Raw genomic sequence first — 22247 nt, 5'->3', positions numbered from 1 at the left:
CGCACATGCCCAGCCGCTTCAACCCCGACCCTCGCGGCTTCGTCCGCGACGCCGCCACAGGCCTCGTGTGGAGCCGCTCGGCCAACCCCTTGGGCTTCCCCCTGCCCTGGACCGAGGCCCTGGCCGCCGTGGCCGACCTCAACCGCTCCTCCTTCCTCGGCTTCTCCGACTGGCGTATGCCCAACCGGGCGGAGCTGCGCTCCCTTGCGGACCACGGCGCGCGACAACCCGCCCTGCCCGCCGGGCACCCTTTCCAGGACGTGTTCCTGGGCTGGTGCTGGACCTCCACAACCAAGGCCGGGAACGAGGCCTACGCCTGGAACATGCACCTGGAGGGCGCGAGGCTGTTCTTCAGCCGCAAGGACGAGCACCGGCTGCTCTGGCCCGTGCGGGGGATGGGCGGGCTCTTGCCGCGCACCGGCCAAACGAGCTGCTTCGATGCGGCCGGAGCGCAGACCGCATGTGCCGGGACCGGGCAGGACGGGGAGCTGCGCCTGGGCGCGCCCTGGCCCGAGCCGCGCTTCAGCGTGCGCGGCGGAGAGGTGCTGGACGCCCTGACCGGGCTTTGCTGGCTGCACCCGGAACGTCTCGATCCCCGGCCCTTGGACTGGGAGGACGCGCGGGCCCTGGCCGCGTCGGTCGGGCCGGGCTGGCGTCTGCCGGGCATCCGCGAGCTGGAGTCCCTGGTCCATGCGGACCGGGCCGATCCGGCGCTTCCCGACGCCCTTGCCGCCCTGGGGCGCGTGGAGGCCGAAGGCTTCTGGTCGGCCACGGCAAGCGGCTTCGACCCGGCCTGGGCCTTTGTGCTGTACGCGCGCAAAGGCGCGATCGGCGTGGGGTTCACGGCTGGCCGCGAATTCCCGGCCTGGCCGGTGCGCGGCCCGGAACGCGAGTCGTTTGGCGGAGGCCGCTGGCGCGCCTGGGACCTGCCCTAACCCTCGCCGTCCAGGGCCACCAGCTCCATCTTGCCCCACACCCCCAGCCTGCCCCCGGCCTGGGCGAACACGCCCTCCACGCCGAGGGAACCCATTTTGCGGGCGCGGGCCAGCAGCAGGTCCAGGTCGTCCGCCGTATCGATGAGGTTGGCCAGGGCCGTGGCCGCGGCATCGGCCAGGGCGGCGCTTCTGGAGCGCACCACCACCAGCTCGCCCTTGCCCAGGCTCAAGGAATGCCCGATGGTGGCCGAGGAGGCGCACAGGCTTACGGGAAAATCGCGCGGGGATAGAGCCAGGCCCAGCCGCGCGCCGGACTGCGGGTCGCCCAGCAGGGCAACGGTGCGCTTCCGGGTGGAGCGCATGAAGATGTCGCCCCCGTTCTCCACAATGAGGTTCGGACTCAATGGCGCAAAACGCTCGGCCAGCAGCTGGGCGATGGTCCCGGCCACGGCGGCCATGGGGCCCACGTTCGCCAGGGCGGAGGCGCGGGCCATCTCGCGCACGATCTCCGGGGCGTCGTCCTGCACGGGAAAAGGCACGAGACTTTCGCGGAAGCCGGGATGGGTGAGCATGTAGTTTTTGAGCTCGCCGCGCAGCACGCGCGCCATGTCCAGCATGGGGCCGCTCAGGTCGGTCTCGGCGGTGACCATGAGATCGGTCTGCTCCAGCACCACCTGGAAGCGCCGCTCCCCCGGCTGGGCCAGGACAGACTCGCGATAGGCCCTGTGCGCGGAAAGGAATGCTTGCCTCGACATGCGGAACACGATAGCACAGGATGGCTCCGTCGCAAAGGGCGCGCCCGCCGCCGCCCCCTGCGGCCCGCGCTTGACGCGCGCGCGATTTGCCCCTATAGGGCTTGGTTCCGCACCGACGGAGACGATACCATCCTCTCAGGAGAACACATATGAGCAAGCGTACCTACCAGCCCAGCAAGATCAGAAGGAAGCGCACCCTCGGCTTCCTCGTCCGCTCCCGCACCAAGAACGGCCAGGCCGTCATCCGCCGCCGCCGCCAGAAGGGGCGCAAGAGATTAGCCCTCTAGGCTGGCCCAAGAGCCACCGCCTGCCGGACAGCAGACGCTTCGGCGCCTGTTACGACCAGGGCCGCAAGCACTTCACCCGCCATTTCGTGCTCTTCGTGCTTGAGCGCGACGCGGCGGGGGAAGGCTTGCGGCTTGGCCTTACGGTAAGCCGCAAGGTCGGGCGGGCGGTGGTGCGCAACCGCGTGCGCCGCGTGTTGCGCGAATTCTTCAGGCTGCGCCAGGCCATGATCGTCCGGCCCCTCGACATCGTCGTTGTTCCCAAGCGGAACCTGGACCCGAAGCGCATGGACATGGCCCTGGCGGAACAGGAATTCCTTCCCGTCCTGGAGCGGCTCGCCCGCGAGGCCGGAGACGGGATGACCGACGCGAGGTCTCCATGCTGAGAGGCACGCGCGGGGCGGAGCGCACCATGGCGCAGTCCGTCCTGCTGGCGTTCATCTGGCTCTACCAGAGACTTTTGTCCCCCCTCTTCGCGGGCTCCTGCCGCTTTGAGCCCTCCTGCTCGCAGTATGCCCGGCAGGCCGTGATCCTGCACGGCGCGTTCAAGGGCGGGCTCTTGACCTTGTGGCGCCTACTGCGCTGCCAGCCCCTGTGCCGGGGCGGACACGACCCCGTGCCCGTCGGTTTTACCCCCAACATCCCAGACACCCACGCGAGCTGACACATGGATACCAAACGCCTCATCGCGGCCCTGGCCCTCTCCCTTGTGATCCTTTTCGGCTGGAGCTACCTTTTCCCGCCCGACGCACCCCAGACCCCGCCCGTGGCCGCCCAGCCCGAATCCAAGCTGGAGCAGCCGACGCAAAACGCCCCCACCGCTGCCGCCGACGCCACCACCGCCCTGGCTCAGGGCCGCCCGGTCATGGTCAAGACCCCGCTCTTCACCGCCCGCTTCAACACCCAGGGCGGCGTGCTGGAAAGCTTTGTGCTGGCCAAGTACCGCGAGACCGTGGAGCCCGGCTCCGCCAACATCGACATTGTGGGTCAGGCCGCGCGCAACAAGGCCGCGCTGGGCCTCATGATCCTGCCCGAGGGCGGCGAGGTGCACACCTGGAACGCCCCCGGCTGGACCTATGAGGGCGGCGACGTGGAGCTTTCGGGCAATGCCAAGCAGACGCTGGTCTTCAGCGGCGAGGCCGCCGGGCTCAAGATCGTTCGGCGCCTCACCTTGAGCGCCGATTCCTACCTTGTGACCGAGGAGACCACCATCACCAACCCCGGACAGGCCCCGGTGTCCGGCCGGGTGGCCTTCGGCGTCGCCTCCGCTGGGCTTGCGCCCAAGGGCGACAGCTACAACGTCACCCGCATCGCCTTCGGCAAGGTCAAAAGCGGCTTCGAAGAGCACACCGACCACGGCGACCTGAAGGAGACGGGCGCGGCTTCCAAGGACCCCGTGAACTGGGCCGCCATCGAGAGCAACTACTTCCTCTTCGCCGCCCTGCCCAAGGCGGAAGGCTCCCTCGCCTTCGGCCGCCTCAAGGACGACGTGTTCAACCTGGCTGTGAGCAACGCCGCCACCTTCGAGCCCGGACAGTCCAAGACCGTGGGCTGCTCCTACTATGTCGGCCCGGCGGACCGCGGCATCCTGTCCACCATGCCCAACAAGCTTGAGGAAGCCATCGACTTCGGCTGGTTCCACATCATCGCCGTGCCGCTGTTGAAGCTGCTGAACTGGTTCTACGCCTACGTGCACAACTACGGCGTGGCCATCATCCTCTTGACCGTGCTCATCAAGCTCATCTTCTGGCCCCTTTCGCAGAAAAGCTACAAGAGCATGGAGCAGATGAAGCGGATCCAGCCCATGATCCAGAAGCTGCGCGAGAAGCACGCCGACGACAAGGAGCGCATGAACCAGGAAATCATGGCGCTCTACAAGACCTACAAGGTGAACCCGGCCGGCGGCTGCCTGCCGATGATCGTGCAGATTCCCGTCTTCTTCGGCCTGTACAAGGCCCTGCTCGGCAGCATCGAGCTCCGTCACGCGGCGTTCATCACCCACGTGCCCTTCACTGATCTCGTGTGGCTCGCCGACCTTTCGGCCAAGGACCCCTATTATGTCACCCCCCTGATCATGGGGGCCACCATGTTCATTCAGCAGAAGATGACCCCCACCGGAGGGGACCCCATGCAGGCCAAGATCATGCTGCTCATGCCTGTGGTGTTCACCTTCCTGTTCCTGAACTTCCCGTCCGGGCTCGTGGTCTACTGGCTGGTGAACAACGTCCTCTCCATCGCCCAGCAGTGGTGGATGATGCGCAGCAAGGCCTAGGGGACGCGCCGGTGGCGTAACACTCTGCTGGGAGGATACATGAGCGAAAGCAAGGAATTCCAGGGCAAGAACCTGGACGAGGCCATAGAGGCCGCGTGTCGGCATTATGACCTCAAGCGCGACAAGCTGGAGATCGAGATCGTCTCCGGCGGCTCCTCGGGCATCTTCGGCCTGGTGGGCGTGAAAAAGGCCGTCGTGCGGGCCAAGCCCCGCGGCGCCTTCAAGCCGATCATCGAACCGGAGCGCCGCGCCGAGCCCGCCCAGCGGACGGAAACGGCCGAGCGCCCCGAACGGCACGAGCGCGAGGAAGCCCCCGCGCAGGCCGAACCCGCTCCGGTCCAGGCCGAGACGGGCGAGTCGCCCGCCGCTGGCGAGACCGACGAGCCCAGACGTGGCAGCCGCCGTGGCCGTGGCCGCGGGCGAGGCGAACGCTCCGGCGATCGCACGGGCCAGCGCGGCGCAAGCGAACGCCAATCCGACCGGCCCGAGCGTTCTGAACGGTCTGACCGGCCCGACCGGCCTGAGCGGTCCGACCGGCCCGAGCGGTCCGACAGGTCCGGCGAGGGCGAGGTCGGACGCGGACGCAGCCGCCGCGAGCGTCCGCGCCGCGAGGCCGACGCCCCGCGCTCCCAGGCCCCCCGCCGCGACGAAGCGACAGGCGGCTTCGGCGACGATGAGGACAACGGCGCGCCAAGGGGCATCGACCACCTGGACCAGGCCCTGCTTGAGCAGGTGACCCGCGAGGTGGTGGGCAAGCTTCTGGAGCAGCTGGTGGAAACCGCCGTGGTGAGCGTGGAGCTCAAGCCCGACCGCGTGTGCGTGCGCATCGAGGACCCGGAGAATTCCGGCCTGCTCATCGGGCGCGAGGGCCAGACCCTGGCCAGCATCCAATACCTGGCCAACCGGCTGGTCTCCAGGCGCATGGACGCCTCCGTGCGGGTGCAGATCGACGCCGGCGACTACCGCGAGAACCAGGACGAGCGCCTGCGCCAAATCGCCCGGCATCTGGCCGACAAGGCCATGAGCACCGGCCGCACCCAAAGCACCCGGCCCATGAGCAGCTACCACCGCCGCGTGGTGCACCTCACCCTGCAGGACGACGAGCACGTCTTCACCCGCAGCAAGGGCGAGGGCTCCATGAAGCGCGTGCTCATCATGACCAAGCGCAAGGGCAAGAACGGCGAAATGCTGGAGGAGATCCCCCAGGACGCCGCACAGGAATTCAGCGAGACCTCCGGGGACTAGCCCCGGCTTGAACGCCGCGCGCGCCGCCGGGGCAGGGATTCGGTCCCCGCCCCGGCGGCCTCGTTTCAGGGAGGCGGCACATGGCCCACATGCCCCAGGGCGACACCATCGCCGCCATCGCCACGGCCCAGGGGACCGGCGCGGTGGGCATCGTCCGCTTGAGCGGCCCCAAGGCCCGCGACCTGGCCCAATCGCTCTTCCGCTCCGCGCGGGCAGGCTTTGCCGGGCTCAAGCCCTATCGCCTGCACCATGGGCACCTGCTGGACGCCAGCGGCCGCACCCTGGACGAGGTGCTCGCCGCCTTCATGCCAGGCCCGCGCTCCTTCACCGGAGAGGACGTGGCCGAACTGCACTGCCACGGCGGCCCGGCCGTGCTGCGCGCCGTGCTGGACGAACTTCTGGCGCTTGGGGCAAGGCTGGCCCTGCCCGGCGAATTCTCCTTCCGCGCCTTCCGCAACGGCAGACTCGACCTCGCCCAGGCCGAGGCCATCGCCGAAACCATCGCCGCGCCCAGCCGCGCGGCCCTGCATCTGGCGCAGATGAAGCTTTCCGGGGCGCTGTCGGCGCGCATCGCGGCCCTGCGGCAGGGGCTGGAGTCCCTGCGGGCGCACATGTCCCTGGCCGTGGATTTTCCGGACGAGGAGGTGGACTGCCTGCCGCCCGAGCGGCTCCGCCAGGGCGTTGTGGCCGCGGCCGAAGACCTTGCCGAACTGCTGCACGGCGTAGAGCGTGCGCGCGCCTGGCGCGAAGGCGCGCTGGCCGTGCTGGCGGGCCGCGTCAACGCGGGCAAAAGCAGCCTGCTGAACGCCCTGGCCGGGCGCAACCGGGCGCTGGTCTCTGCCGCGCCAGGCACCACGCGCGACTACATCGAGGAACACATCGAGCTTTCCGGCCTTCCGGTGCGCCTGGTGGACACCGCAGGACTGCGCGCGCAAGACGCTGGCGGCATCGACCCCGTGGAAGCGGCGGGGCAGGAGCTGGCGCGGGACTTCATGGGCCGGGCCGAGGCCGTGCTCTACGTGCTGGACGCCAGCCGCCAGCCGCATGTGGAGGACCGGGAGGCGCTGGGCGCCCTGGAGCCCCGGCGCACCCTGGCGGTGCTGAACAAGTGCGATCTGGCCGGGCCGGAGCAGAAGGCCGCGTCGGCGGAGCACGAAGCCCTGCTGGAAGCCCTGGGGCTTGAGCGGGTGCGCGTCTCGGCCCGCACGGGCCAGGGGCTGGAAACGCTCTGCCAGCGCCTGCGGCCGTTGCTGGCCGCAGCCGAACCCGACCCGGACGCCCTCGCCCCCAACGCCCGGCAGGCGCAGGCCATCGCCCTGGCCAGACAAGAGCTGCTGGCCCTGGCGGACGACCAGGACACCGGCCTGCCCTACGACATCCTGTCCGTGCGGCTCGACGCCGCCTGCCGCCATCTGGCGGAGCTCACGGGCGACATCGCGCCCGACGAGGTGCTCGAGGCCGTGTTCTCCCGCTTCTGCATCGGAAAATAGGAAGGCGCACAGGGCGTCAGGCCCGGGCCGCGCCTAGCGGTCGCTCCACTCCAGCTCCAGCCGGGCCAGCTCCTCCGGGGAAAGGGAGGGGGAATCCAGCAGACCCGCGCGCCTGCGCTGGGAGAACATCTCGTACAGAATCACCGCCGCGGCCACGGAGACGTTCAGGCTCTGCACCATGCCCTGCATGGGGATGTACAGCTCCTGCTCCACGCGCTCCGTCAACTCCGGCGAGGCCCCCCGGTGCTCGTTGGACAGGATCACCGCCGTCGGGATGGTGAAGTCGAACGCGTGCAGGGGCTTTGCGGTCTGGGAAAACCCGGTGCGGATGACCTGCATCCCGCGCGCGGCAAAGCCGTCCAGCATCTCTCCCGCGTCGGAATGGCTCGTGCGCTCCACCCACTTCTTGGCCGACGCCGAGGACTTTTCCCCCAAATCCGGCCACTTTTCCGTGGTGTAGTAAAGATGCACGCCGAAAATGCCGAAAGCATCGCAACTGCGCAAAATGGCCGAGACGTTGTGCGGGTCCCAGATGTTGTCCATGACCAGCGTCACGTCCTTCTGCCGCAGCGAAAGCACGTGGCGAATGCGCCCAAGGCGTTCGGGTGTGATGAATCCTCGCATGGGCGGGCTTGTACCCGCTCGCGGCCCGGCGCGCAAGTTCACGGGGCCCGGCGCGCGCATCGCGTGTTGACATTTTACGCAGTTCCGCGAATAAGCTGGTACATCGTGCGGTTTCAGCTTCTGGAGGTATACGTATGCGCGCATTGGTCGCGGAAGACGAATTCCTGGGCCGGAAGGTGCTTTCGGTCTTCCTGAACACCCTGTTCGAGGTGGACGTGGTGGTCAACGGGCTGGAGGCCGTGGAGGCCTTCAAGCTGGCCCACCAGGAGGGCCGACCCTACGACCTGCTGCTCATGGACATCATGATGCCGGAGATGGACGGGCTGGAGGCCCTGCGGCAGATACGCGCCATGGAGCAGGAGCAGAAAATCCGCCCGGCTGTCCGCGCGCTGATGACCACGGCCCTGGACGACCCCAAGACCGTGATCCGCTCCTTCCACGATGGCGAGGCCTCGGGCTACATCGTCAAGCCCGTGCGCAAGGACAAGCTCTTCGAGGAACTCAAGAAGCTCGGCTTCATAACCGACTAGGGCGGAAAAACGACGTGGGCGACGCGCTCTCCGAGGAATTCTTCGCCGAGGTGGCGGACAAGTATTATCCCCAGGTTCTGGAAGGGCTGGAGCTCTTCGGCTCGGACGAGGTGGCCCAGGGCATCGAGATTCTGGCCCGGCCCCTGCACACCATCAAGGGCGTCACCGGGTTCATGCCCGGCTTCGAGGCCGCCAGCCAGCTCACCCACAAGGTGGAGAGCTTCCTCAAGAAGCTCCAGGCCGGGACCTTGCCCCACAGCGCGGACAACATCTCGCTGGCCTCCTACGGGGTGAACTCCGTGTTCGCAGCCATTGAGCAGATACGCGACCTGGGCGCGCCGGACCAGGCGGAGATCGACGCCGTGTGCGAGATGCTCGTGCAGGCTTCCGGCGGGGCGCAGCAGGGCAAGGCGGCGGCCAGCGCCGACTGCGTGGCCCGCGAGGACGGCCCCGAGGGCCCGGTGCTGCGCCTCACCGCTGCCCGCGTGCACGGCAAGGCCCAGGCCGACCAGCTGGTCGCCGCGGTTCTTGCCCTGCCGCAGACCGCCCCGGTGACCCTGGACCTCTCCGGCGTCACAAGCTTCGGCTCCTCCGTATGGGAGGACCTCTCCGGCCTGACCGGCATGTGGACGCTGCGCGTGCGCGGGCTTTCCGGCGCGGCCAGGGAGAATTTCTACGCCTGGGAGTTCGACGCCCTGTTCCCGCAGGAGCCCATGCCCGCCCCGCAGCAGGAGGCCGGACAATGAGGGATGTCATCCGCCAGTGCATCGCCCCGCTGGAGGAGCGCATCCTCAAGCTTGAGGAGGGCCGCCCCACCGGCAACGACGTGGCCCCCGTGCTGGAGGATCTTGGGCTCACGCACGTCAAGTTCGGCTCGGCCCAGATCATCTCGCTCCTGGACATGCTGGCCGACGGCATCACCCCTGTGGACGAGAACGTGGTCACGGCGCTCTTGCGCCTGTGCGAGGCCAACAAGAAATTCCTCTACGCCCTGGCGGGCGTGCTGGAGGCGCCCAGGCCCGCTGCGCCGCAACCCGTGGCCGAGGCCATGCCCGCGGCGGCCCAAACCCTTGAAGTCCAGCCCGACGCGCCCCATGCCGACGCACCCCATGCCGACGCCGCCGCGCCAGACGCCGCCGACGACCACGCCAAACAGGCCCTGGCCGCCAGCAAGCAGGGCATCACCAGCATCCGCGTGCCTACCGAGCGTCTGGACAGCCTGATCGAGCTGGTGGGCAAGCTCATGGTGACCTTCGCCGTGCTTTCGCAGTCCGGCACGCGAGGGGCCACCCTGTCCGCCTCCACCCTGGCGGAGCTGGACACGGTGATCACCGGCCTGCAGAACCAGGTGGACGCCATCCGCCTGGTGCCCCTGAAGCAGATATTCCTGCCCATGAACCGCCTGGTGCAGAGCCTGTCGCAAAAGATGGGCAAAAAGGTGCGCTTCGTCATCAGCGGCGACGAGCTGGCCCTGGACAAGACCATCGTGGAAAGCCTGAACGAACCCTTGGTGCACCTCTTGCGAAACGCCCTGGACCACGGCCTGGAAGGCCCGGAGGAGCGCGCGGAAAAAGGCAAGGACGAGACCGGCAGCGTGCGTCTGACAGCCTACCGCAAGGGCGACACCGCCTATGTGGAGGTCACGGACGACGGCCGGGGCCTCAATGCGGAGAAGATTCTGAACAAGGCCCGGGAGCGCGGCCTGGTGGAGGAAGGCCACGAATACTCCGAGCAGGAAATCGTCCAGTTCATCCTGGCCTCGGGCTTCAGCACCGCCGAGAAGGTCACCGACGTCTCCGGACGGGGCGTGGGCATGGACGCCGTGGCCAACGCCGTGCGCGCGCAGCTCGGCGGCGACATCTCCATCGAGAACCTCACCGGAGGCGGCTCGCGCTTCCTGCTCTCCATCCCGCTGTCGCGCTCGGTGAACGAGGGCATCGTGGACGCGCTGGTGTGCCGCGTTGGCCCGGAGACCCTCATCGTGCCCTCGCGCGACGTGCTGGAGATCTACGCCCCGCGCGCAGGCGACCTGGTGTCCCTGCCCGACGGCGGCGAGACCGTGAGCGTGCGCGGGCAGATATTCCACCTGCTGCGCCTGTGCCGCCACCTGGACCTGGACGACGCCTGCCCGGACATCGACCGCGGCCTCATCATTACCGTACGCATGGGCGAGCTTTCGGCCGCGCTGCTGGTGGACGAGGTGCTGCGCCAGCAGCAGGTGGTGGTCACCGGCTTCACCGTGCCCGTACAGGACATTTACACCCTGCCCATTTTGGGCTTCGGCATGATGGGCGAAAGCGACGCGCTGGTGCTGGACATCGAGAAGCTGCTCGCCGAACTGGCCGCGCCCGCCGCCCCCCCTGCCCAGGCTTGACAGCGAAAGCCGCCGCATACTATCGCCCTTGCGTCCGGTGCCCCGCCAACGCGGGGTGAAAAGGGAATCCCGTGCGAACCGGGAGCGGACCCGCCGCCGTGAGCCCCGCGAATAGTCAGCCCCCAAGCGCGCCACTGGAAGAATGCTTCCGGGAAGGCCGGGGCCGATGGGGTGAGCCGGAAGACCTGCCGGACACGTGTCATGGCTTCTCGTCGGCAACGAGGGCTTTTGTCCGACGGGACACGCAAGGGGATGAAAACGGAGCCTCCCTTCCGCCTATTGTTGCGCGGAACGGGGGCTTTTTTTGCGTCCCCCAACTCCGCCCTCCGCTTTTGGAGGTTCCCATGCGTTCACGCGCAGTCCGTTTCCATTGGTCCCTGTTCGCCGCGGCCCTGCTGTGCCTCTGCCTTTCCGCGCCCGCCTTCGCCGGAGAGCACGGCAAGGCTCCGGAGGCCAAGCGCGGCATTCTGCTGGTGGCCTTCGGCACCAGCGTGCCCGAAGCCGCCGCATCCATCGACGAACTGACGCGGCAGGCCAAGGCGGCCTTCCCCGGCGTGCCCGTGCGCCTAGCCTATTCCTCCAAGATCATCCGCGACAAGATCGCCGGCGAAGGCGTGCAGAAGCGCTCCCCGGCCCAGGCCCTGGCCGACATGGCCGCGGAGGGCTTCACCGAGGTCGCCGTGCAGTCCCTGCATTCCATCCCCGGCCGCGAGTTCACCGACATCAGCGCCACGGCCAAGGCCTTCGAGGGAATGCCCAAGTCCATGGGCACAATCAGCGTGGGCCGCCCGCTGCTCTCCACGCCCGAGGACATCGCCCTGGCCGCCCAGGCCGTGTTGAAAAGCCTGCCCAAACGCGGGCGCGGCGAAGCCGTCGTGCTCATGGGCCACGGCACCGAGCATCCGGCCAACGCGGCTTACTCCGCCCTGCAGCTGGAACTGTGGAAGAAGGATCCCGGCGTGTTCGTGGCCACGGTGGAAAGCAGCCCCAGCCTGGAGGACATCATCCCGGCCCTCAAGCGCATGGGCGCGCGCACCGTGCACCTGCTGCCGCTGATGAGCGTGGCCGGCGACCACGCCCACAACGACATGGCCGGCAGCGAGGAGGACTCCTGGGTCAGCATCCTCAAGGCCAAGGGCTTCGCGCCAAAGGCCGAGCTCACGGGCCTGGGCAGCCGTCCGGCCGTGGCCAGGCTGTGGATCGAGCACCTGAAGGACGCCGTGAAGGAACTGGACCACTAGCATGACCGGGCAGGGCGAACACGAAACCGGGGCCACAGGGCCAGTGCGGCGGGACTTTCGCTCCGCCGCACTGCGCGCCCCGGACCGACCTGTCGTCCGGGCCGCCGTCCGGGCGCTCGCCCTGCCCGTCGCGCTGGCGGCGGGACTTGCCGCCACAATGGTCCTGGCCTGCGCCGTGGGCAGCTATCCCACCACGGCCCAGGACGCACTGCGCGCCCTGGCCCAAGCGGCCGGGATCCCCCTTGGCGCGCCCGTGGCCCCGGACCTGGCCTTGGTGGTGGTGGACATCCGCCTGGCGCGGGTGCTCCTGGCGGGCCTCACCGGCGCGGCCCTGGCCGTGGCGGGCGCGGCCTTCCAGGGCGTGCTGCGCAACCCCCTGGCCGACTCCTTCACCCTGGGCGTCTCCGGCGGCGCGGCGTTCGGCGCCTCTGCGGCCATCCTGGGCGGGCTGGCCGGGCAGGCCGCGCAAACGGGCCAGGCCATGGCCCTGCCCGCCTGCGCCCTGGCCGGAGCGCTCGGCGCGCTGGCCCTGGTGCTGTTGCTGGCGCGCGCCGGAGGCGGGCCGCTCTCCGGCCTGCGGCGGGAAACCGTGGTCCTGGCGGGCATAGTGGTGTCCACCTTCCTCTCCGCCCTTATTTCGCTCTTGAAAAGCCTGGACGAGGAGTCCGTGGCCAGCATCGTGTTCTGGGTCATGGGCAGTTTCCAGGGCCGGGGCTTCGAGCACGCGGAGCTGGCCTGGCCGTACATGCTGCTTGGCGCGGGACTGGTGTTCTGGCGCGCGCGCGAGCTGGACCTGCTGGCCCTGGGCGAAACCCAGGCGCGGATGCTGGGCCTGGACGCCGGGCGCTCGCGCCTGTGGCTGCTTCTGGGCGCAAGCCTGCTCTCCGGCGCGGCCGTGGCGGTCAGCGGGGTCATCGGCTTCGTGGGGCTGGTGGTGCCGCACCTGGCGCGGCTGTTCCTGGGGGCCGGGCACGCGCGGCTCCTGCCCGCCTCGGCCCTGCTGGGCGCGCTTCTGCTCATCTGGTCCGACGTGGCGGCGCGCAGCGTGCTGCCCGGCGGAGCCGAACTGCCCGTGGGCGTGGTGACGGCCCTTGTGGGCGGACCGTTCTTCTGCCTGCTGCTGGCCCGCAGGGGTCTCATGGCCAGGGGCGGGGGCGGCGCATGATCCGCGCTTCGGGCTTGCGCTCCGGCTACGGCGGCCGCGCGGTGCTGCACGGGGTGGACCTGCGCCTTGCGGCGGGCGAGTTCGCGGCCCTGCTCGGCCCCAACGGCTCGGGCAAGACCACGCTGCTGCTGACGCTGGCCGGGGTGCTGACGCCCCTGGACGGCCGGGTTGAGCTGGACGGCCGAGACCTGGCGCGGATCTCCGCGCGGGAGCGGGCGCGCCTGGCCTCCTGCGTGCCGCAAAGCGTGCAGGTGCCGCAGGGCTTCACCGTACGGGAGCTGGTGCGCATGGGCCGCTACGCCCATGCCGGATTTTTCGGCGGCTGCGGGCCGGAGGACGAAGCCGCCGTGGACGCGGCGCTTTCCGAGGCCCGCTGCCAGGAGCTGGCCCCGCGCGAGGCCTGCGGGCTTTCCGGCGGGGAGCGCCAGCGCGTGCTGTTGGCCCGCGCCCTGTGCCAGGGCCGCCGCCTGCTGCTTTTGGACGAGCCCACCAGCGCCCTGGATTTGGCCCGGCGCGTGGAGGCCTTCGACCTGCTGGCCGCACAGCACAGGGCTGGCGGCACGGTGCTGGCCGCGGCCCACGACCTGAACCTGGCCGCCCTGTACTGCCCCCGGCTGATCTTCCTCAAGGGCGGGCGGGTGGCGCTCGACGGCCCCACGGCCGAAGTCTTCACCGAAGCGAACCTGAAGGACATCTATGAGACCGACATCCGCGTGGCCCCGCACCCCGTCACCGGCGCGCCCCAGGCGCACATGGTTCCTGGCGCTGGCCCTGGCCGTCCTTAGCGCGGCCCTGTGCACGGCCCGCCCGGCCCTGGCCGGGGTGCGCGTCACCGACGACACCGGCCGGGAGATCGTGCTGCCGCGCCCGGCCGTGCGCGTCATCGCCCTTTACGGGGCCTTCAACGAGATCCTGGACGGCCTGGGCCGGGCGGAGGCCATCGTGGCGCGCACCAACGCCGACACAACCCCGGCGCGCATCGCCAAGCTGCCGGTCATCGGCACGCACATGCGCCCCAACATCGAGGCCGTGCTGGCCCAGAAGCCCGACCTGGTGCTCCAGATGGCCGGGCGCAAGGAGGCCTCCATCCCGGTGGACGCCCTTATGCGCCACGGCGTGAGCGTGGCCGTGTTCCGCGCGGGGAGCTTCGCGGAGCTCATGAGCGTCATCCGCCGGGTGGGAACCCTCACCGGGGCGGACGACAGGGCCGAGGCCATGGTGCTGGGCCTGCAGGCCCGGCTGGACGCCGTGGACGCGCAAGTGGCCCGCACCAGCGGCCGACCCCGCACGTTCTTCGAGGTGCGCTCGCCCAACATGTTCAGCGTGGGGCAAAAAAGCCTGGTGACGGAAATCATCCGCCGGGCGGGCGGCATCAACTGCGTGCAGACGCCGGAGCGCTTCGCGCACCTGAGCGAGGAGGAGGTCATCCGCCTGGCCCCGGAGGCGTACGTCATCCAGCGCGGCCCCATGAACCCGGCCCCCCTGCCGCTGGCCGATCGCCCGAGGCTGCGCGGCCTCCCTGCGACCAAAAGCGGTCGGGCCTGGTTCGTGGACGAAATGAAGTATTCGCGGCCCGGCCCGCGCAACGTGGACGCCGTGGAGGAGCTCGCCCGGCTGCTGCATCCAGAAATCGCCCGCAAACCGGGCGCAAAGGACACCAAATGACCCGTTACGGAACCTTGCACGGCATCGGCGTCGGCCCCGGCGACCCGGACCTCATCACGCTCAAGGCCGTCAAGATATTGCAGAACGTCGATGTCGTGCTGGCCGCGGCATCCACCAAGAACGAGGCCTCGCTGGCGCTGTCCATCGCCCGGCCGCACCTGCGCCAGGGCGCGCAGATCCTGCGCCTGGACTTCCCCATGACCCGCGACCAGGCCGTGCTGGACCAAGCCTGGCGCGACAACGCGCGCGCCGTGGCGGACATCCTGGCCCAGGGCAAAAGCGCCGCCTTCCTGACCCTGGGCGACCCCCTTACCTACAGCACCTTCGGCTACCTGCTGCGCACCCTGAACGGCCTGCTGGCGGAGATTCCCGTGCAAGTGACGCCGGGCATAACCAGCTACCAGGCGGCTGCCGCGCACACGGGCCGGGTGCTGGTGGAAAGCGGCGAGAGCCTGGCCGTGGTCTCCGGCGTGGCCGGGGAGGCGGAGCTGGAGCGCGTGCTCTCCTCGGCCCAGGCGGCGGTGATCCTGAAGGCCTACAAGAACATGCCGGTCATCCGGCGGGTGCTGGCGCGCCTGGGGCTTTCGGACGCGGCCGTGTTCGTCACCCGGCTGGGGCTGGAGGACGAGGCGGTCTTCCACGGCCTGGACGCCGTGCCGGACAGGCCCAGTTACTTCTCGCTGATCCTGGTGCGCAGGGGCTGACCGAGCCCGAAACCCGATCCGCCGCCTATTCCACCAGCAACAGGTGCAGGTCGCAGACGTTGGTGCGCGTGGGTCCGGTCTTGTACAGCCCGCCTATGGCCTCGAAGAAGTGATAGGAGTCGTTGGCGCGCAGGGCCTGGCTCATGGAGAGCCCGGCCTCCTTCGCCCGGGCCAGCATCCCGGCCGAGGCGTAGGCCCCGGCGGCGTCCGTGGGGCCGTCGCTGCCGTCGGTGGAGGCAGACAAAAACGCCAGTCCGCGCCCGGCCTCGGGATCGCGGTCCAGCTCCGCCAGAAAGGCCAGGGCCATCTCCTGGTTGCGGCCGCCCTTGCCCTCGCCCGTCAGGGTGACCACGGTCTCCCCGCCAAGAATGACGCAGGCCGGGGGCGCGACCAGCATTCCCGTGCGCCGGGCGTCCTGCCCGATGCCCGAGAGAAAGCGCGCCACCTCGCGGGCCTCGCCCGTGAGCAGGCAGGTGAGCGGCGCCACGTTGAGCCCCAGCTCCCGCGCCTTGTGGCAGGCGGCCAGAAGCGCCGCGTGGTTGGTGCCGATGAGCAGGTTCACGGCGCGTTCCAGGGCCGGGTCGCCGGGCTTGGGCGTTTCCGGAATCTCCCCTGCCGCGCCCAGCTCCAGGGCGCGCAGGGCCTGCTGCGGAATGCGCCCCGCGATGCCGTAGCCCCGCACGATTTCGAGCGCCTGGGCATAGGTGCTGGAATCGTCGCTGGTGATGCCCGAGGCGATGGTGTCCAGCCGGTCGCCCACCACGTCGGAAAGGATGAGCGAGATGCTGCGCGCCGGGGCCAGCAGGCGCAGAAAACGTCCGCCCTTGAGCTCGGAAAGGTGCTTGCGCACGCAGTTGATCTCGCGGATGTCCGCCCCGCAGGAGAGCAGGGCGCGGGTCACGGCCTGCTTGTGCTCCAGGGTCAGGGCCACCTCGCGCCCGGCGTCGCTATAGCGCATGGGCGCGGGCAGAAGCGCGGAGCCGCCGCCGGAAATGAGGTTCAGCACCAGGGTATTCTCGTCGGCCTGGCGCGCCAGCTCGGCCATGCGCCGCGCCGCCTCCACCCCGGCCTGGTCCGGCACCGGGTGCGCGGCCTCCACCTGGCCGATGCGCGCAAGCCGCTCCGTGTGGCCGTACTTGGTGCACACCAGCCCGCCCCACTCCAAGCCCTCCGGCAGCCCGGAGAGGATGCCCTCCAGGGCCAGGGCCATGCGCGCGCTGGCCTTGCCGCAGCCCAGCACCAGCACGCGAGAATAGCGCGAAAGCTCCTCCTCGTGCCGGGCCTGGTCCAGCTGCACCACCAGCCGCCCGCCCTCCAGCCGCACGCGCTCGGTGATCATTCCGTAGGGGTCGATGCGCTCCAGCGCCGCCTCGAAAATGGCGCGGAGGGTCGAAAACTGCGGTTCGTCGCGCATGGGGGCTCCTGTGTGGCGAAGGGTTGGCGCTGCCAGGGCGCAGGCTATGCGTTTTGCCCGCCCGGCACAAGCCTGCGTTCGCCTTGGCCGAAGCCTGGATCAAAATCTTCCGTCGGCACGGCCGCTTGACCCAGGCCAGGGCCGAGACTAGCTTGTGAATACATTCACAACGACAAGGCGTCACGGACAGCAGCTTCCCCCCTAAACAAAGGAGCGCCCCATGTGGGACAACAGCTTCGACACCCATGAAATCAAGGAGATTCGCACCCGGACCACGACCTACCTCGGCGCAGGGGCCATAACGCGCATCCACGACATCGCCGCCGCGCTCAAGGCGCGCGGGGTGGACAGCGTGCTCTGCGTCACCGGCGGGCGCTCCTACCGTCTCACCGGAGCCTGGGACCATGTGGCCGCGGCCTGCGGCGAGCACGGCATCCGCATGGCGCTTTACGACAAGATAACGCCCAACCCCACAACCGACGCCATCGACGCGGCCGCGTCCATCGGCCGCCTGCACGGGGCCCAGGCCGTCATCGCCATCGGCGGGGGAAGCCCCATAGACGCGGGCAAGAGCGCGGCCATCCTGCTGGCCAATCCCGGCCGCACGGCCGACCAGCTGTACAGCCTCGCCTTCACGCCCAAGGCCGCCGTTCCCATCGTGGTGGTGAACCTCACCCACGGCACGGGCAGCGAGGTGAACCGCTTCGCCGTGGCGACCATCACCAGGCTGAACCACAAGCCGGCCATCGCCTACGACTGCCTCTACCCCCTCTACTCCATCGACGACCCGGCGCTCATGACCCGGCTTTCCCCGGCGCAGACGCGCTTCGTCAGCATCGACGCCGTGAACCACGTCATCGAGGCGGCCACGGCCACAACCGCCAACCCGCTCTCCATCCTGCTGGCCCAGGAGACCATCCGCCTGGCCGCCGCGCACCTGCCCACTGCCCTCGCCAACCCGGAGGATCTGCGCGCGCGCTACTGCCTCTCCTACGCCGCGCTCATCGCGGGCACGGCCTTTGACAACGGGCTGCTGCACTTCACCCACGCCCTGGAGCACCCCTTGAGCGCCGTGAAGCCCGAGCTGGCGCACGGCCTGGGCCTGTCCATGCTGCTGCCGGCCGTCATCCGCCAGTGCTACCCAGCCAGGCCGGAGGTGCTGGCGCAGATCCTCGCGCCCATTGCGCCGGGGCTTACGGGGCGCCCGGAGGAGGCCTTCGACGCCGCCCTGGCCGTGGAACGCTGGCTTGCGGAGCTGGGCGTGCCGCAAAAGCTCCAGGACGAGGGCTTCAGCGAGGGTGATGTGGACGGTTTGTGCACCCTCGTCGAGACCACGCCGTCGCTGGGGCTGCTGCTTTCGGTCGCGCCGGTGCCGGGCACGCGCCAGCGCGTGGCCGAGATCTACCGCCAGTCCCTGCGTTCCCTGGCTGCCTGACCACTGGCCGGGGCAGCGTCAACATGCTCCAACCGCCCCCCGTCCGGCTGCGCCAACGCCGGGCGGGGGCATTGTTGCGTCCACCCTCTTGACGTTTTGAGCATATGCCCATAATCCGGCAAGAACGGAGGAGGAAATGCCCAGACCACGCTGCTGTCGCCGCATCGGCGCGGCCCCGACCTGCCGGGTGTTCAAGCCTGCGGGCACCCCGCTGGAAGGCCTGGAGCAGGTGCGCCTCGCCCTGGAGGAGTACGAGGCGGTGCGCCTTGCCGACCTTGAGGGCCTGTACCAGGAGGACGCGGCCGCGCGCATGGGCGTTTCGCGCCAGACCTTCGGCCGCACGGTAGGCGCTGCGCGGGCCAAGATCGCCCGCGCCCTGGTGCTGGGCCTGGCGCTGCGCATCGAAATCCCCCAGGACGATGCGGAAAAGCTCCCGCCGCGCGAGTTTCTCTGCCCGGACTGCGGGTATTTTGGGCCTGTGCCCTGCGCCGACGGCTGGCCGGAGGACTGCCCCGGCTGTGGAAACCGGAGCTTCCGCCGCAAGCGCCGCCAAGGCCCCGGACCCGTCGCCCAGGGCGCACGAAAAAAACAATCCTGCCCCCCAAAAAAGGAGCGCTGACATGATCAAGATCGCCGTGCCCACATGCGCAGGCCAGGTGGACGAGCACTTCGGCCAGTGCGAGTCCTTCACCATCTACAGCATCAACGACGACAAGGCCGTGGTGGGGCAGGAACGCTTCGCCCCGCCGCCGTCCTGCGGCTGCAAGTCCAATCTCATCCCCGTGCTTGTGGAGCGGGGGGTCACGGTGCTGGTGGCCGGAAACATGGGCGAAGGCGCGGCGGAACGTCTCAAGGAGGCGGGCATACGGGTGTATCGGGGCGCAAAAGGCGATGTGGCCGAAGCCGTGCAGGCCTGGCTCGAAGGCGCGCTCAAAGACAAGAAAACCGTCTGCGACGGACGCTGCGACGGCGAAAAACGCGACTGCCAGTCCTAGCGCCGCTCCAGGCGGCTCCCGCCCTTTCGCCACGCGCCGCCGCCGTTGCGCAGCGGTTTGCGTTGCGCACGCCTCCCGGCCCGAACCCCACCAGGCCGGACGCGGGCACGTTCGTCGGCTTACTCCGCCAGCGCCTGTCCGAGGCGTTCGGCCTCTCCTCCCTGCTCCGCCTCAAGCATCTCCATGAGCGAACGGACAATGCCCGCCTCGTCGGCTCCCTCCTGGCGCAATGCGGCCACATGCTCGCCAAGGCGGCGCAACAGGGGATCGTCAAGGCGGTGCGCCTGTTCCAGAAACATGGGCCCCTCGCCGGTCAGCAGCCAGTTGGCGTTGATTCCCAGGCGAAATACCCAGTTGGCGAGCACACAGGCCGAGGGCAAACGCCCGGTGTGCAGATAGCCGGAAAAGGTCTGCTTGGTGATCTCGCCCAGGCGGGCGATGTTGGCCCCGGTACGGCCGGTGGCCTTGCGCATCTGGAGCAGGCGCTCCACGAAGGCGTCCGGGGAAAAGGAATCTGGTGCTGCGCTCACTGGGCGTGCCCTCTGTGTCGTGTTATACGTATACATAAGTAAGATATCGTCAACCTGAAGCATGGTCTTACCCTTGATCGCCGCTTTCGCCAAGGGGGGGAGCCATGACCTCCCCGAATTCTCCCCGGACCCAGAGGGGATTTGTGGTGACGGAATATTGGGGAAGCGTTGCATAGTCCGCAATATTTATATACCCTCCATCGTGAGCGAGCGCTCCCCCCCAATTCAGCGTCGGCGCCGACCCAAGGCCCCGCCGCCCAGACTTGGCGCCCGCCCCGGAGATTCCATGAGCACCACCCCCCAAGAGACCCTGGCCGCCTGTGGCGGCAGGCGTCGGCCGCGGGGCTGCGCCGCACGGCCCGAGCACGCAGCCTGTGGCGAAGCCTGCCCAGACCTTTCCACATGCCTGCGCAAGCTGATTCCCGGCTGGGCCTGCGCCCTGATCCGCTTCACGCTCGACTCCGGCGGCCGCGCCTGCCTGCCTTTCGCCAGCGGAAGCTTCGAATCCGTGCACAGCATGTCGCTTGAGGCCGTTCACCGCGACACGACCCCGCTGTTCCACATGGTGCATCCGGAAGACTTCGACCGCGTGCTGGTGTCCATGATGCACAGCGCGCGCACCCTCAGCCCCTGGCAACAGGAGTATCGCATCCTGCCGCAGGAAGGCGGCCAGCGCTGGCTGCGCAGCTGCCTGCTGCCCCACCCCGATGGCCGGGGCAACGTGGTGGGCTACGGGCTCATCGCGGACGTGACCGAGGAACGGCGCGCCCGCGACGAACTGCTGGAGCTGTGCGGTCTGGGGCAGGTGGGCGTGTTCCGCGCCGATTGCTCCGGCCGCTACCTGGAGGTGAACCGCCAGTACGCCGAGCTGTGCGGGTTCCAAAGCCCTGAGCTGCTGCTGCAACGGTTCAGCAGCTTCCGCGAGCAATGCCTTGAGGGCGCGGAGGAGCATGGGGCCATGCTGCGCGTGCTCGACCGCGTGGAGGCCATCCAGCTGTATGCCCTGGCCCTGCGCACGGCCGATGGCGGGGTGGCGTGGATTTCGCTGAACCTGCGCGCCCAGCGCGATGGGCAGGGGCGCATGACCGCCTGGGAAGGCTTTTGCGCGGACATTACGGAGCAGATGCAGCGGCAGGTGCTGGCAGGGCGCTGCGATGCATTCAGCCGCGCCAGTTTCGGCGACGACCCGGCCCTGCCCGCCCGGCGCAAAAAAGAGCCCGCCGAAGCGGGCTCCCAGGGATTGTGCCAAGTGTTGGCGCATGTGCGCGCCGACATCCTCTGGCGGCTCAGGCTGCCGCGCCTGTCTTAAATCTGCACTGCGCGCGCCGCTTTAAGGGTCGCCTCCAGGTCCGCATCGCTGTGGGCGAAGGAGGTGAAGGCGCATTCGAAGCCCGAAGGCGCAAGGTTGACGCCATGCGCGCGCATCTGCCGGTAGAACTCGCCGTAGGCCGCATTGTCGGAGGTCTTGGCCGTGGCGTAGTCCGTCACCGGGGTCTTGGTGAAAAAGAGGGTGAACATGCTGGCCAGCTGGTTCAGCACGATGTCCCTCCCCTTGGCGCGCAGGATGTCCGCCAGCTCCCCGGCGAACGCGGCCGTCCGGCGCTCCAGGGCGGCGTAATCCTGGGCGGCGAGACGCTTCAGGGTGGCGAGGCCAGCGGCCATGGCCACGGGATTGCCGGAAAGCGTGCCCGCCTGGTACACCGGCCCGCTGGGCGCAATGTGGGCCATGATCTCCTTCCTGCCGCCATAGCAGCCCACGGGGAAGCCGCCGCCGATGATCTTGCCCAGGGTGGTCAGGTCCGGGCGCACGCCGAAGCGCTGCTGCGCGCCGCCAAGGGCCGCGCGGAAGCCGGAAATGACCTCGTCGAAGATCAAGAGCGCGCCGTGGCGGGTGCAAATCTCGCGCAGGCCCTCAAGGAAGCCCGGCGCAGGCGGAATAAGCCCCACGTTGCCCGCCACGGGCTCCACGATGACGCAGGCGATGTCGCCGCCATGGGCCTGGAACTGGGCTTCGACTCCGGCCAGATCGTTGTAGGGGGCCAGCAGGGTAAGCCCGGCGATGGCGTCGGGAACGCCGGGGGTGCCGGGAATGCACAGGGTGGCCACGCCGCTGCCCGCGCTCACCAGAAAGCCGTCGCTATGGCCGTGGTAGCAGCCGTCGAACTTCAGCACCTTGGCCCGGCCGGTGAAGCCGCGCGCCAGGCGCACGGCGCTCATGGTGGCCTCCGTGCCGGAGCTGACCATGCGCAGCAGCTCCATGCCGGGCATGATCTCGCGGATCAGCTCGCCCAGCTCCACCTCCGCCGGACAGGGCGCGCCAAAACTGGCGCCCTTGCGCGCCGCGGCCACGGCCGCCTCTTCCACGGCCTTGTCCGCATGGCCCAGGAGCATCGGCCCCCAGCTCATGACGTAGTCGATGAACTCCTCTCCGTCCACGCTCCACATGCGGCTTCCCGCCGCGCGGTCGATGAACACCGGCTCGCAGCCCACGCTCTTGCACGCGCGCACCGGGCTGTTCACGCCGCCGGGCAGAATGTTCTGGGCGCGTTCGAAATAGGCTTGTGACGTGCTGGTCATGGTGGATTCTCC

General features: G+C 69.3%; 24 protein-coding genes and 1 riboswitch. Of the genes, 19 read left to right on the top strand and 5 right to left on the bottom strand.

Annotated features, from left to right (window positions below; translation table 11 throughout):
* Positions 1 to 5 precede the first annotated feature (5 nt).
* On the top strand, positions 6 to 935 hold the full coding sequence (locus CHB73_RS11680) for an Lcl C-terminal domain-containing protein (protein ID WP_089274769.1): 930 nt from the start codon (positions 6 to 8) through the stop codon (positions 933 to 935).
* On the opposite strand, the gene CHB73_RS11675 is transcribed toward CHB73_RS11680, so the two are convergent.
* Positions 932 to 1690 (bottom strand): UPF0280 family protein, encoded by a 759-nt coding sequence (locus tag CHB73_RS11675; RefSeq protein WP_089274768.1) that lies wholly within the window; start codon positions 1688 to 1690, stop codon positions 932 to 934. The two genes, CHB73_RS11680 and CHB73_RS11675, sit on opposite strands and share 4 nt — an antisense overlap.
* 149 nt (positions 1691 to 1839) lie before the next feature.
* Here CHB73_RS11675 and rpmH point away from each other — a divergent pair, with 149 nt between their 5' ends.
* From rpmH to mnmE, 6 genes are all read left to right on the top strand, one after another.
* Entirely contained in the window at positions 1840 to 1977 is a 138-nt protein-coding gene (gene rpmH, locus CHB73_RS11670; RefSeq protein ID WP_089274891.1) for a 50S ribosomal protein L34, read from the top strand.
* Positions 1965 to 2360, top strand: coding sequence for a ribonuclease P protein component (gene rnpA / locus CHB73_RS11665; RefSeq protein ID WP_089274892.1), 396 nt, complete (start codon positions 1965 to 1967; stop codon positions 2358 to 2360). Before rpmH ends, rnpA begins: the two co-directional genes overlap by 13 nt.
* A gap of 26 nt (positions 2361 to 2386) precedes the next feature.
* Entirely contained in the window at positions 2387 to 2638 is a 252-nt protein-coding gene (gene yidD / locus CHB73_RS11660; RefSeq protein WP_218819404.1) for a membrane protein insertion efficiency factor YidD, read from the top strand.
* A 3-nt stretch (positions 2639 to 2641) separates the two neighbouring features.
* Positions 2642 to 4246: a membrane protein insertase YidC gene (gene yidC, locus CHB73_RS11655; RefSeq protein ID WP_089274766.1), complete on the top strand. Its 1605-nt coding sequence runs from the start codon at positions 2642 to 2644 to the stop codon at positions 4244 to 4246.
* Between the two features lie 39 nt (positions 4247 to 4285).
* A complete protein-coding gene (gene jag, locus CHB73_RS11650) occupies positions 4286 to 5491 on the top strand; it encodes an RNA-binding cell elongation regulator Jag/EloR (RefSeq protein WP_089274765.1) in 1206 nt (401 codons plus the stop codon).
* An 80-nt stretch (positions 5492 to 5571) separates the two neighbouring features.
* Positions 5572 to 6981 carry a tRNA uridine-5-carboxymethylaminomethyl(34) synthesis GTPase MnmE gene (gene mnmE, locus CHB73_RS11645; protein WP_235641592.1) on the top strand — a complete coding sequence of 470 codons (1410 nt, stop codon included), beginning with the start codon at positions 5572 to 5574 and terminating at the stop codon, positions 6979 to 6981.
* Positions 6982 to 7014: 33 nt separating this feature from the next.
* Here the strand turns inward: mnmE and CHB73_RS11640 are convergent, their stop codons facing one another.
* Positions 7015 to 7605: a TrmH family RNA methyltransferase gene (locus tag CHB73_RS11640; RefSeq protein ID WP_089274764.1), complete on the bottom strand. Its 591-nt coding sequence runs from the start codon at positions 7603 to 7605 to the stop codon at positions 7015 to 7017.
* Between the two features lie 134 nt (positions 7606 to 7739).
* On the opposite strand from CHB73_RS11640, the gene CHB73_RS11635 reads away from it, so the two are divergent.
* The 8 genes from CHB73_RS11635 to cobI all read left to right on the top strand — a co-directional run bounded on the left by CHB73_RS11635 (position 7740) and on the right by cobI (position 15284).
* Positions 7740 to 8135: a response regulator gene (locus CHB73_RS11635; RefSeq protein WP_089274763.1), complete on the top strand. Its 396-nt coding sequence runs from the start codon at positions 7740 to 7742 to the stop codon at positions 8133 to 8135.
* Positions 8136 to 8149: 14 nt separating this feature from the next.
* Complete coding sequence (locus CHB73_RS11630; protein ID WP_089274762.1) at positions 8150 to 8881, top strand: Hpt domain-containing protein; 732 nt, start codon at positions 8150 to 8152, stop codon at positions 8879 to 8881.
* On the top strand, positions 8878 to 10509 hold the full coding sequence (locus CHB73_RS11625; protein ID WP_089274761.1) for a chemotaxis protein CheA: 1632 nt from the start codon (positions 8878 to 8880) through the stop codon (positions 10507 to 10509). Before CHB73_RS11630 ends, CHB73_RS11625 begins: the two co-directional genes overlap by 4 nt.
* Positions 10510 to 10527: 18 nt before the next feature.
* Positions 10528 to 10716: riboswitch (cobalamin riboswitch) on the top strand.
* Between the two features lie 137 nt (positions 10717 to 10853).
* Entirely contained in the window at positions 10854 to 11750 is an 897-nt protein-coding gene (locus CHB73_RS11620) for a sirohydrochlorin cobaltochelatase (protein ID WP_089274760.1), read from the top strand.
* 1 nt (position 11751) lies between these two features.
* Positions 11752 to 12915: a FecCD family ABC transporter permease gene (locus CHB73_RS11615; RefSeq protein ID WP_407656628.1), complete on the top strand. Its 1164-nt coding sequence runs from the start codon at positions 11752 to 11754 to the stop codon at positions 12913 to 12915.
* The gene (locus tag CHB73_RS11610; RefSeq protein ID WP_089274759.1) at positions 12912 to 13700 is read left to right on the top strand and encodes an ABC transporter ATP-binding protein; all 789 of its coding nucleotides are present in this window, start codon (positions 12912 to 12914) and stop codon (positions 13698 to 13700) included. Before CHB73_RS11615 ends, CHB73_RS11610 begins: the two co-directional genes overlap by 4 nt.
* Complete coding sequence (locus CHB73_RS11605) at positions 13612 to 14580, top strand: ABC transporter substrate-binding protein (protein WP_089274758.1); 969 nt, start codon at positions 13612 to 13614, stop codon at positions 14578 to 14580. The genes CHB73_RS11610 and CHB73_RS11605 overlap by 89 nt, the downstream gene beginning before the upstream one ends.
* Positions 14577 to 15284: a precorrin-2 C(20)-methyltransferase gene (gene cobI, locus CHB73_RS11600; RefSeq protein ID WP_089274757.1), complete on the top strand. Its 708-nt coding sequence runs from the start codon at positions 14577 to 14579 to the stop codon at positions 15282 to 15284. The genes CHB73_RS11605 and cobI overlap by 4 nt, the downstream gene beginning before the upstream one ends.
* 25 nt (positions 15285 to 15309) lie before the next feature.
* Here cobI and CHB73_RS11595 read toward each other — a convergent pair whose 3' ends face one another.
* Complete coding sequence (locus tag CHB73_RS11595) at positions 15310 to 16698, bottom strand: glycerate kinase type-2 family protein (protein ID WP_089274756.1); 1389 nt, start codon at positions 16696 to 16698, stop codon at positions 15310 to 15312.
* A gap of 220 nt (positions 16699 to 16918) precedes the next feature.
* On the opposite strand from CHB73_RS11595, the gene CHB73_RS11590 reads away from it, so the two are divergent.
* The 3 genes from CHB73_RS11590 to CHB73_RS11580 all read left to right on the top strand — a co-directional run bounded on the left by CHB73_RS11590 (position 16919) and on the right by CHB73_RS11580 (position 19128).
* The gene (locus CHB73_RS11590) at positions 16919 to 18133 is read left to right on the top strand and encodes an iron-containing alcohol dehydrogenase (RefSeq protein WP_089274755.1); all 1215 of its coding nucleotides are present in this window, start codon (positions 16919 to 16921) and stop codon (positions 18131 to 18133) included.
* A gap of 136 nt (positions 18134 to 18269) precedes the next feature.
* Positions 18270 to 18752, top strand: coding sequence for a DUF134 domain-containing protein (locus tag CHB73_RS11585; RefSeq protein ID WP_089274754.1), 483 nt, complete (start codon positions 18270 to 18272; stop codon positions 18750 to 18752).
* Between the two features lies 1 nt (position 18753).
* Entirely contained in the window at positions 18754 to 19128 is a 375-nt protein-coding gene (locus tag CHB73_RS11580; RefSeq protein ID WP_089274753.1) for a NifB/NifX family molybdenum-iron cluster-binding protein, read from the top strand.
* Positions 19129 to 19247: 119 nt separating this feature from the next.
* Here the strand turns inward: CHB73_RS11580 and CHB73_RS11575 are convergent, their stop codons facing one another.
* Entirely contained in the window at positions 19248 to 19658 is a 411-nt protein-coding gene (locus CHB73_RS11575; protein WP_089274752.1) for a helix-turn-helix domain-containing protein, read from the bottom strand.
* Positions 19659 to 19944: 286 nt separating this feature from the next.
* On the opposite strand from CHB73_RS11575, the gene CHB73_RS11570 reads away from it, so the two are divergent.
* Entirely contained in the window at positions 19945 to 20967 is a 1023-nt protein-coding gene (locus CHB73_RS11570) for a PAS domain-containing protein (RefSeq protein WP_179217019.1), read from the top strand.
* Here the strand turns inward: CHB73_RS11570 and hemL are convergent.
* Positions 20964 to 22235: a glutamate-1-semialdehyde 2,1-aminomutase gene (gene hemL / locus CHB73_RS11565; RefSeq protein ID WP_089274750.1), complete on the bottom strand. Its 1272-nt coding sequence runs from the start codon at positions 22233 to 22235 to the stop codon at positions 20964 to 20966. The two genes, CHB73_RS11570 and hemL, sit on opposite strands and share 4 nt — an antisense overlap.
* Positions 22236 to 22247: the final 12 nt, after the last annotated feature.

Source organism: Humidesulfovibrio mexicanus (genome assembly GCF_900188225.1).
In the GTDB taxonomy this organism is placed as follows: domain Bacteria; phylum Desulfobacterota; class Desulfovibrionia; order Desulfovibrionales; family Desulfovibrionaceae; genus Humidesulfovibrio; species Humidesulfovibrio mexicanus.
The sequence above is the reverse complement of the archived record's forward strand: the minus strand, read 5'-3'. Positions and strand labels throughout refer to the sequence as shown.